Annotated in this window: 9 protein-coding genes; 6 read left to right on the forward strand and 3 right to left on the reverse strand. The window is 48.9% G+C overall.

Annotation, left to right across the window (positions count from 1 at the left end; all coding sequences use genetic code 11):
• Positions 1–25: 25 nt before the first annotated feature.
• The 6 genes from B3355_RS12225 (at position 26) to rfaP (ending at position 8,101) form a co-directional block, all read left to right on the forward strand.
• Positions 26–1,762 carry a carbamoyltransferase family protein gene (locus B3355_RS12225; RefSeq protein ID WP_292784357.1) on the forward strand — a complete coding sequence of 579 codons (1,737 nt, stop codon included), beginning with the start codon at positions 26–28 and terminating at the stop codon, positions 1,760–1,762.
• A 258-nt stretch (positions 1,763–2,020) separates the two neighbouring features.
• Positions 2,021–3,835 (forward strand): phosphogluconate dehydratase, encoded by a 1,815-nt coding sequence (gene edd, locus B3355_RS12230; protein WP_019882800.1) that lies wholly within the window; start codon positions 2,021–2,023, stop codon positions 3,833–3,835.
• Positions 3,836–3,973: 138 nt separating this feature from the next.
• A complete protein-coding gene (gene eda / locus B3355_RS12235) occupies positions 3,974–4,603 on the forward strand; it encodes a bifunctional 4-hydroxy-2-oxoglutarate aldolase/2-dehydro-3-deoxy-phosphogluconate aldolase (RefSeq protein ID WP_292784360.1) in 630 nt (209 codons plus the stop codon).
• A 70-nt stretch (positions 4,604–4,673) separates the two neighbouring features.
• Complete coding sequence (locus B3355_RS12240; RefSeq protein WP_047517299.1) at positions 4,674–5,354, forward strand: HAD family hydrolase; 681 nt, start codon at positions 4,674–4,676, stop codon at positions 5,352–5,354.
• 33 nt (positions 5,355–5,387) lie between these two features.
• Positions 5,388–7,262 carry a sulfatase-like hydrolase/transferase gene (locus B3355_RS12245; protein ID WP_292784366.1) on the forward strand — a complete coding sequence of 625 codons (1,875 nt, stop codon included), beginning with the start codon at positions 5,388–5,390 and terminating at the stop codon, positions 7,260–7,262.
• A 5-nt stretch (positions 7,263–7,267) separates the two neighbouring features.
• Positions 7,268–8,101 (forward strand): lipopolysaccharide core heptose(I) kinase RfaP, encoded by an 834-nt coding sequence (gene rfaP / locus B3355_RS12250; protein ID WP_292784369.1) that lies wholly within the window; start codon positions 7,268–7,270, stop codon positions 8,099–8,101.
• A gap of 38 nt (positions 8,102–8,139) precedes the next feature.
• Here rfaP and B3355_RS12255 read toward each other — a convergent pair whose 3' ends face one another.
• From B3355_RS12255 to B3355_RS12265, 3 genes are read right to left on the reverse strand one after another with little or no spacing between them, the layout of a single operon-like run.
• Entirely contained in the window at positions 8,140–8,802 is a 663-nt protein-coding gene (locus B3355_RS12255) for a CMP-N-acetylneuraminic acid synthetase (protein WP_292784372.1), read from the reverse strand.
• Between the two features lie 7 nt (positions 8,803–8,809).
• Positions 8,810–9,760: a 6-hydroxymethylpterin diphosphokinase MptE-like protein gene (locus B3355_RS12260; RefSeq protein ID WP_292784375.1), complete on the reverse strand. Its 951-nt coding sequence runs from the start codon at positions 9,758–9,760 to the stop codon at positions 8,810–8,812.
• A gap of 9 nt (positions 9,761–9,769) precedes the next feature.
• Complete coding sequence (locus tag B3355_RS12265; RefSeq protein ID WP_292784378.1) at positions 9,770–10,813, reverse strand: hypothetical protein; 1,044 nt, start codon at positions 10,811–10,813, stop codon at positions 9,770–9,772.
• Positions 10,814–10,943: the final 130 nt, after the last annotated feature.

Below are 10,943 nucleotides of genomic sequence, written 5' to 3' on the forward strand. Positions count from 1 at the left end.
ATTAAATCATTACGCGAGTTTCTGCATGATTGTTTTAGGTTTATCCGGTGCCTTGGGGCATGACGCTTCTGCTGCCATTCTGGTGGACGGCAAGATTGTCGCTGCGGCGGAAGAAGAACGTTTTATCCGTGACAAGCACGCTAAAAATCACTGGCCTTACGAGGCGACACAATTTTGCCTGAAACAGGCAGGTATTACGCCGGATCAGGTGGATATTGTCGCTTTCCCTTACGGTGAAATTCCATTGACCTCGGCTGCGCGCTGGCATTATGCCAAGCGTTACTGGTATGCGCCTGATCGTGCGCTGGATGCGATTTTTAACGGTAACCGTCGTTTCCGTCGCAACCGTGACAAATCGCTCAAGCTGATGGCCGAACTGGGCCTGACTAAAGCCAAATATGTGCCGGTGGAGCACCATTTGGCACATGCTTCCAGTGCTTATCACCTGAGTGGGTTTAAAGAAAAAACGGCGATTGTCGGCATTGATGGCAAAGGCGAGTATGCGACTACCTTTTTCGGCTATGGCGAAAACGGCAAGATCCATAAAATTAAAGAATTCTATGACCCGGATTCACTGGGTGGCCTGTATGGCGCCATTACTGAATTTTTGGGCTTTGAAATGCTGGATGGCGAATTTAAAGTCATGGGCATGGCGCCGTATGGCGATCCGACGAAGTATGATTTGAGTCGCCTGGCCAAATTTGAAAACGGTGAACTCATCATTAACACCGAATATGTTAATGTGGTGGGCTTGCGCCGTTATAAAGAGACCGATGCCGATGGTAAATCCAAAGGCTATTACTTTACGCCCAAGCTCATCGAATGGCTGGGCCCCAAGCGTAAAGGCGACGAGATCGATGATCCGTATATCCATTACGCGGCCAGCGTGCAGAAGCTGCTGGAAGACTTGGCATTGCAGATGATTGAGTATTATCTGGGCGATATCATCCGCGAAACCGGCAAGATTGTGATGGCTGGTGGTGTGGCGCTGAACGTAAAACTGAATCAACGTATTATTGCCTTGCCGCACGTGAAAGAGTTGTTTGTGCAACCGGCTTCTGGCGATAATGGCACTAGCCTGGGCGCAGCAACTTATGCTGCACATTTAGCAGGTGAAACCATCCATAAAATGGAGCATGCCTACCTGGGCCCGGCGTTCACCAACGAAGAGTGTATCGCCGCCTGTGAGGCGCACCCGGCCAAGCCTGTTTTTACCCGTGTAGAAGATGGCCCGCGCAAGGCGGCTGAATTGCTGGCAGCAGGTAATCCACTGGCGTGGTTCCAGGGCCGTATGGAGTTTGGCCCGCGCTCATTAGGCTGTCGCAGTATCCTGGGTGACCCGAGTTTTCCGGGTGTGGCTGACCGTATCAATGCGCAGATCAAATACCGTGAGCGCTGGCGGCCATTCTGCCCCAGTATGCTGGATCGTATTGCAGTCGATATTCTGCAAACAGAGCATCCAGCGCCATACATGACATTCACTTTTGATGTGAATCCAGCCTGGAAAGCACGTATTCCGGAAGTGGTGCATGAAGATGGTACGGCGCGTGCGCAGATTGTGACCAAGGAAACCAACCCGCGCTATTACGCGTTGATTGAGCACCTGGAGCAATTGCGTGGGAATGGCGTTGTGCTTAATACTTCGCTTAATCGCCGTGGCGAACCCATGATTTGCAGTCCGACCGATGCCTTGAATATGTTCTATGGCTGCGATCTTGAGTATTTGATGCTGGAAGATATTCTGGTCACCAAATCTATCTGAAGGCTGGTTTGAAGCGCGTGCGCTTCAAACTGGTTCTCCCAAACGGTTTATATTGTTTTAAGTCATTGAATCGTCTAAAAAAACAATCAAATTTGGTAATTCAGTTTGACGTCTTGCACCAGTTTGGCGATAATCGCAGGTAGGGAACCTGTTTGGATTCATATATATTACGACCCTAAACTGTGACTAAATAGCAAGTTCAAAGCAGTTCATCAGGATAGTTCATCAGGTAGTTAAAACACAGTTGAGCGATAGTCAATGAAACAATCTCACATTGAAGTAACAGAACGCATCATCGAGCGCAGCCGTCCGACCCGCAAGGCGTATTTGCAGCGTATTGATGATTACCTGAACCGTGAAAAAGGCCCGGATCGTCTGGGCTGTGCCAACGTGGCGCACGCGTTTGCGGCGATGCCACAAAACGACAAGTTCAAGATTTATGCCGAGAAACCAACGCATATTGGTATCGTCACGGCTTACAACGAAATGCTGTCTGCGCATCAGCCTTACGTGGACTATCCGGATATTATCCGTGATGAAGCCCGTAAATTGGGTGCAACCGTGCAGGTGGCAGGTGGTGTGCCAGCCATGTGTGATGGCATTACCCAGGGCGAACCAGGCATGGAACTGAGCCTGTTCAGCCGCGACACCATTGCCATGAGTACTGCGGTTGCTTTGTCTCATGATGTATTTGATGCTTCTTTGTTGCTCGGTGTCTGTGACAAGATTGTGCCTGGCCTGTTGATCGGCGCGCTGCATTTTGGCCATTTGCCATGTGTGTTCGTGCCCGCTGGCCCGATGAGCACCGGTATCGATAACACCTCAAAATCCAAAGTCCGCGAGAAATACGCACAAGGCTTGTGTGACCGCGAAGAGTTGCTGGCGAGCGAGTCTGCGGCGTATCACGGTGCAGGTACCTGTACGTTCTACGGCACCGCCAACAGTAACCAGATGTTGCTGGAAGCGATGGGCTTGCACGTGCCTGGCGCGGCTTTTATCCATCCACACGATGGTATGCGCGAAGATTTGACGCGCGAAGCGGTACGCCTGGTAATACAAAATACCAAAAAAGAAAAATTCGTGCCGATTGGCCGCCTGGTTGACGAACATGTGATTGTGAATGCCATGGTGGCCTTGCTGGCAACTGGTGGTTCAACTAACCATTTGATCCACTGGGTAGCCGTTGCACGTGCCGCCGGGATTATCATTGACTGGACCGACTTCCACTACCTGGCCAAGGCCACGCCTTTGCTGGCCAGTGTTTACCCGAACGGCAAAGCCGATGTCAACGAATTCCAGACCGCTGGTGGCCCTGGTTTCGTGATTCGCGAGCTGATCGAAGGTGGTTACATGTATCCTGATGTGTACACCGTCAGCGGTGGTGGCATGCGTGACTACGGTAAAAAACCGGAGAAAACAGCGGATAAACTGGTGTGGACCGACTACCCGGCTGAAAGCGGCGATGAAACCATTGTGCGTACCGCTGCACACCCATTTAATGAGTCTGGCGGCTTGCGCTTGCTCAAGGGTAACCTGGGCCGCAGCGTGATTAAAATTTCTGCAGTGCCTGAAGACCGTCATATTATTGAAGCGCCAGCCATTGTATTTGATGCACAGGAAGAGTTGCTGTCAGCGTTTGACCGTGGTGAGCTGGAAAGAGACTTTATTGCGGTGGTTCGCTTCCAGGGCCCTAAAGCGAATGGGATGCCAGAACTGCATAAACTGACACCGCCACTGGCTGTGCTGCAAAACAAAGGCTTCCGTGTCGCGATTGTGACTGACGGCCGTATGAGTGGCGCGTCTGGCAAGATTCCAGCGGCGATTCACCTGAGCCCAGAGGCGAGTGCCGGTGGTGCGATTTCCAAAATTCGCAATGGCGACATTATTCGCCTCAACGGAACGGTTGGCCAGTTGAACGTGCTGGTGGATGAAGACACTTGGGCCGAGCGCGAAGCTGAAGAGTTGAGCGATGCCAAGCGTCATCACAATGCGCACGGTTTGGGTCGTGAGTTGTTTGGTGGTATGCGTAGAAATGTGCTGTCAGCCGAAGAGGGCGCGGTCACCTGGTTGTAAATTAAAATTGCGTTGCAGTTCGCTTGCCGTACTATTCGTACTGTCTGCGCTTCTGCGCCTAGTCTTACTTAGCACTTTTAATTCACTGTTAAGCAGGCAATTGAAAAAAGTTTATTTATTTAGATAAAGATTGAGAACATGAGCACATTAGAGTTAGCTAATCATGGCCCGGTGATTCCGGTCATTGTCATCAACAAAGTGGAAGATGCCGTACCAATGGCAGAAGCTTTGTTGGAGGGCGGCGTTAAAGTATTGGAAGTGACTTTGCGTTCACCTGTCGCCCTGCAAGCCATGGAACAAATCGCCAAACACGTGCCTGACGCGATTTTGGGTTCCGGTACCGTGCGTAACCTGAAAGATGCACAAGCTTCTAAAGATGTCGGTTGCCAATTTGCAGTAAGCCCAGGCTATACCACTGAGTTAGGCCAATTTGCCCGTAAAATTGGCTTGCCATTACTGCCAGGCGTGTCTACAGGCTCTGAAATCATGATGGCGAATGCCGATGATTACTACTTCCTGAAGCTGTTCCCAGCCGTGGCTGTGGGCGGTATCAACCTGCTCAAAGGCTTTGCTGGCCCATTTGCTGACGTGAAATTCTGCCCAACGGGTGGCGTGAGCGTTGAAAGCGCACCTAACTTTCTGGCGTTGCCTAACGTGGTTGTGTGTGGCGGTACCTGGTTGACACCAGCGGATGCGGTGGCGAACAAGGACTGGGCGCACATCACCAAACTGGCGAAAGAAGCTGCAGCGATTGTGGCGGCTAAATAAGCAAGTCACCGACGCAAATCGTCTATAATGAAGGCTTGTAGCAATACAAGCCTTTTTTATTATCCAGCCTATGTCCCAACGCCCAGACCTTTCCATCTATAAAACCATCGTGCTTGACTGCGATGGCGTTGTTCTCAACAGCAACCAGACCAAAGTTGATGCTTATTACAATACGGCCAAACGCATGGGCGGTAGCGATGAGCAAGCGCAAGCCTTTGTCGATTACCATATCAAACTGGGCAGTATCCCGCGCAATGACAAGATCCGTTATTACATTACCGAGATCATTAAGCAAGCGCTGACACCTGAGTTGTTCCAGGCGTTTATGGATACCTTTACCGAGATTCTTGATGAGACCTTAATGCAGTGCGAAGTCGCGCCAGCGTTAATGGATTTAAAGCAAAAGACGGCACAGGCCAAGTGGATGCTGATGTCAGGCGGGGATCAGGAAGAGCTCAGAAGTATTTTCCCGCGGCGTGGACTGGATGCTTTGTTTGAACTTGGCATTTACGGCGGTCCTACTAAAAAGAACGAGCATCTGGCACAGATGATTGCCGATGGCAGCATAGCGTTCCCCGCTTTGTTTATTGGTGATAGCCGTTTTGATCACCAGGCATCGACAGGTGCCGGGCTGGATTTTATTTTTGTTGCCGATTGGACCGATATGCCGGATTGGAAAGCTTACTGTAAGGAACATCAGGTCATGGTATGTCATCATCTCGAGTTGCGCCCGCACGAGGCATTTGTCTAATTTCGCCATGTTTACGCGATGAAAGTTTACGCGATGAAACCATCCAACAATGCCATTTTTCGGCTTTTCTTATTACTCACTACCTTGCATATGTTGTGGGTGACCTGGGGATTTCTCTCTGAAGGTGTCGCCGCAGCAACCAGTCTGTCGTGGATTTTCCATTTATCTGCCTGGGGATTTTATGCGTTTCTGTATAGCTTGATCGTTGTATTGCCGGCCTGGCTGGCGAGCTTATTTCTTAGAGCTTACCCGCGATTATTGGCTGCGCTGGCGATTGTTCTGAGCAGTGCCGGTCTCATGTTTATCAAATCAGATCTGATGATTTATGATTTGTATCGCTTTCACTTTAATGGATTTATCTGGAACTTGATGACGACCAAAGGTGGCCTTGCTTCGTTGGGCACCAGTGATGGTACTTATGTCTCGATTGCTGGTTCAGTCTTGCTTGTGGCGGTGATTCAAACCATTTTCTGGATCATCAGTGTACGTTATACACAATTCAAGCTTGCCAGAATCTCTGCGATTGTCATCTGGATATTGGCCCCCATCTTATTTGTGATTCAGGGGCTGATTTATGGCATTAGCGATGTGAAAAACATCGGTGCCGTTTTAGACACGGCGGAGGTGTATCCTTTTTATCGGCAGGTGTTGATGCGCTCGTTGGCCGCACGGTATGGGATGGATATTGAGCGACGCCATAATCATCGCTTGTCCGTGGATACGGCAAGGCTGCATTACCCATTGCAAGCCATTAATTATCAGTCGGTAAATCATCCACCGAATATTGTGATCTTCGCTGCGGAATCCCTGCGTTGGGACAGGCTAACGCCTGAAATCATGCCTAATAGTTGGCAACTTGGTCAGCAGGGTAGCTTATTCACGCAGCATTACTCCAGTGGCAATGGTACACGGGAAGGGCTGTTTGGCATGTTTTACGGCTTATATGGCTCTTATTGGTCCAGCTTCTTGCACGCTCAGCAATCGCCCTTGCTGATGGATAGATTGCAGTCCCTGGGCTATCAGTTTGATTTGCGCACCAGTGCAAAATTCTCTTACCCGGAGTTTAATAAAACCTTATTCGCTAAGTTTTCGTTGGCAGATTTGCATGAAGCAGATGAAAGCATGAGCCCATGGCAGCGGGATGAGTGGAATGCAAGCCAGCAAATTGCTTTTCTCAAACAGCGAGACCATAGCAAACCGTTCATGAGCTTCTTCTTTTTTGAGTCTACTCATGCCCGGTATGACTTCCCTGACCAGGCGGTCGTTGCTTCGCCTTATTTGGGTGATGTGAATTATTGGGGGATGTCACGTGCCTCTTTGCAGCCAAGGATAGGCGAGTTCAAAAATCGCTACTCTAATGCGGCGCATTGGATAGATATGCAAATCGGGCGTGTACTGGAGGAGTTGCGTACGCAGGGATTGTTGGAGAATACGATTATCATTATTACTGGTGATCATGGCGAAGAGTTTCTTGAGAAAGGCAACTGGGGTCATAACTCCACCTTTGTTGAAGAGCAAACGCACGTGCCTATGGTCGTGTGGATGCCTGGTCGTACGCATGCCGAGATCGCTCATGTGAGCAGTCATCTGGATATTTCACCTACGCTACTGCAAGCCCTGGGAGCCCCTGTTGATGCCAACAGCTACTCATTGGGCCGTAATCTTTACGATACGCAACAGCGCGATTTTATCGTCGTGAGCGACTGGCGAACCATCGGTGTGTTGACGAATGACATGAAGTATCGAATTGCCTACCAGCAAAACGGGATGAAGCATTACGTGCCGACGGGGCGCAATGATGAAGTGCTGGATGCCGAACAACAGGCTGCCCTGACCGCTGAGCATCAGCCGCAATTGTTGCAGGCGATTAAAAATTGTTCACGTTTTATGGCAAGCTTTAAAGACTGATGACCATGAAACAAGAGGTAGATTTTGCTGCTGGCAATCAGGTTCCACCAGATATTCTGGCGCGGCCTGATCTGTTTGAGTACCTCATGCACATTGACGGACAGGTCTTCAGAGCCGTTGCGACCAGGCAGACGGTCAAGGTTAAGTTCGGGCAGCGCTACTATTTTATCAAGCGCCACAACGGCGTGGGCTGGTTGGAGATTTTAAAAAACTGGATGACCTTTAAACGTCCGGTGGTCAGTGCGCGTAATGAAGTCGAGGCGATTCAAGCGCTGACAGATCTTAATATTCCAACGACACCTTATGTCGCCCATGGCGTGCAAGGTTGTTTACCCGCGAGCCTGCGCTCTTTTGTGATGACCGAGGATCTTGGGGATATCGTCACTCTGGAAGATTTGGCGCTGATCTGGCAGACACAAGCTCCGCGCTTGCAATACAAGCGGACGCTGATTCGTCGTGTGGCAGAAATCGCCGGCAGGTTGCATGCACATGGCATTTATCACCGGGATTTTTATATCTGCCATTTCTGCTTCAAACGTGAAGAAGGCGGGCAATTACCGCCACCGCTCTATGTACTAGACCTGCATCGGGTTGAAATACATCAGCCACCTTCTGCACGCATGCAAATCAAGGATCTGGCAGCTTTGTATTTTTCAGCCATGGATGTAGGTTTAAACCGAGGTGACTGGCTAACTTTTTTAAGGTATTACTACGCAGCGTGGCCAGCCTTGAATTGGAGAGTGCAGATACGGGGTGCGATCTGGCAACAGGTCAGTGCAAGGGCGGCCAGGTTATATGCCAAGTATCAACGCAAGGTGCGCAGTGGCGTAGCCATGTAGCTTAGTAGCTAAGCGCCTCAAGTACCGAGGCGCTAGTGTTAAATTGTACCGTGCAGCTTGGTATAAATCATGCCCGCCAGTTCGAAGTCTTCGTGATAGTCGATATCAACCACCATATGGTTAGTTTCAAATAAATACGGGTTGACGCCGATATGATAGTGAAAGCGGTTAACGGTTTCACGCTTGAGAATAAACAGGCTCCACAATACTGAATACAGCTTGGGCAGGTCTTGCGATACTTTATGCCAGTAGCCAAAGCCATAGTTGACAGGATTGCCCTTGGCGTCGAGTAAATGGCCTTTAAACGGCTTGACTGCAACTAGCGAGTCATAATCATCACGCACGGTCTTCCAGGCTTCCAGCGCCTCTTTAAACTGATTAAACAGCGGTGAAGTCACTTGTATCCACATGATGTCATCATCGCCAGGCAGCGGGTCGGTCAATGCCTTAACTAGGTCTGGCTGGTAAATTTTGTTGCCGGTGAGTGAGTCATCGCGCTGCATGAAGTGAAAGCCATACTTGTCGCATAATGGTTTCACCAGCTCTGCGCTCTCAGAGGATACATAGACATTTTCTGGCGACTCAAAGGTCAGGATTTGTTTGGCTTTAATGTCAAACAGTGAGTCGTCCTGGTAAAACGGACGGATATTTTTATGTGGAATACGCGTTGAGCAGGTCTGAAGTGGAATAATAATTTTCATAATAAGATCATTTCTTAGAAGATGTATGTTCTTCTATCTGCTGCAAAGCCTCGGTAAAAGAAATTTTTGGAATAATGTGCGCAGGTAATGCGCTTTGCTGCGACAGATTATATAACTTAACACCGGTTTTTTCACTGGCTTGGCGCGCCAGTTCAAAGCAGCCACGGATATGTGGCTCGTAATAGCGTAAAAAGTCAGGGGCAGGGTTGTTTTTGTCAGCATAGAAATGCGTTTTACCCGTCCCGCCTAAATCCATGCCCACAATATAAATCGCACTGTAACCAAGGCCAAACGCCAGTTGTACCGCCCAGGTGGCCACTGTTTTGCCAGCAAAAACGCCTTTTTTCAGGTTGTGGCTGAAGCCAATGGCGCGGCAGTAAGGCAGTAGGTCCGCGGCAAGAGCGATCTCCGTATCCTGTTGAAAGCGTTGCAGGCATTGCTTGATACTCTCACGTGCCACGCCGTATTGTCTGGTCGCAGACTCGATCAAGTAAATATTGCCTTGCTGTAATAACTCAGGTGCGCGTTCGGCAATGATACTTAAGCCTTCAAAGCTGAAGAAGCAGTGCGCACCGGAGCGTATTGAGTCGACAACACATTGCCACTGGCGTTTAAATACGCGGTGATCGACAATAATGCTGTGGGTAGGCGTGAGCCCCGCCTCGAGAAACTTCTTGATGGCACAATTCAGGCTGATCGTTGGGTAAGGCGCAATTTTCTGTAAATCAATATCAGCTAAAGAAGGGCCTGAGGCCACAATCCAGCAAGGCCCATGTAATGTGTGGCTGAGTGTGTGTGCAAAAGGAATCGTCGCCAATGGCTGTTTTTTCCATAGCACAGTACATGCCGTTTCACTACGCAGCAGGTCGAAATCAGGGTGGCAATTGTATTGATGCTTGAAACACGATCCGAGCAGCAATCGCCTGAAGCCACAATGCAGTTTATGTAACACCTTCATAGGCATGCACTATTTTTGATCCAGCCATTGTCTGAACGGTGAGAAACCGTGTATCAATACAATATACAAGGCAATCATGCTGAGTGAAAAGTTTCTGAACTCATCTTTTGTTGTGAAGTTAAGAAACAATAGCAGGTTGGGGATGAAAATGCCTAATGTATAGTGTTTAAGCATGTCGTCCATCTGTTGCCAGCCTGCTCTGATCCAATAAACCAGCCACGGCAACACCAATACATTTTGGATGGTTGGCGAAAATAGGCCAAGGGTATAGAAATCACTCAATTTAAAGTAGTTGACCGGGTTGAGCCAGAACTTGGCGTTATCCAGTAAATGAAAGTGCAGGGCCGTATCTGTATTGCCTGTGTACGGTGCAATGATCCATTCGCGGATCAGGAAGCAGGCAATAAACTGCAAGGCAAAATAGGCCACGCGTTTTTGCATGGGGTAATCTTTGCCATGTAGAAAGAAGAAGCCAAAGGCTGCGACAAAGGCCGTCTCCTTATTAAAAGCGGTCAGCATTAACAGGACAGAGGCCAGTAACTTTCTATTCGTTAAGAAATAAAATGTACTGACAGTAATGCCCAGTAATTCAAAAAAATCATAAAAATAGCCCCCACGCTTGAAGGTGAGGGGATACATCAGGCTAAACAGGACCACAGCCAATATAGACGCAGAATAGTTTGAAGAGAAGTGCAGGAATATTTTGCGCAGATAGATTAATGTGATTAAAAAGCTCAGCAAGGTGAGCCCGTACATCAGGTGATAGTCAAGCGCAACACGAGGCGTCCATTGCTCAGCAGGGATGTCGTGGAAAAAATGGTTTTTAAGTTTGTCTGAAGAGATAATACGATGAAACAGTTGCTCCTGTTTTTCCGCCGGTAAATGTTGCACGGCCATATCCGCCAGGCGCGGTACAGCCGAACGGTAGACATAGGGTTGATAGGCGCTACCATCAATTACGCCAACCAGCGAAGCATAACGGGAGTCGTCACGAAATCCCCATTTAATGAAAAAACTGTTACAAACGTTAGCGGTACAAGCGAACAATATCACCCATACAATGCTGAAACGGAGTAAATGTTTAAAGTTTGATTGCCAATAAGGCGTGATCAGCGGCCTGTTTTTAAAGATCTGATGGATCATATGCGATGAGGGTGGTTAATTTTATTATTACGTTCTAAAG

Source organism: Methylophilus sp. UBA6697 (assembly GCF_002454655.1).
Lineage (GTDB): Bacteria > Pseudomonadota > Gammaproteobacteria > Burkholderiales > Methylophilaceae > Methylophilus.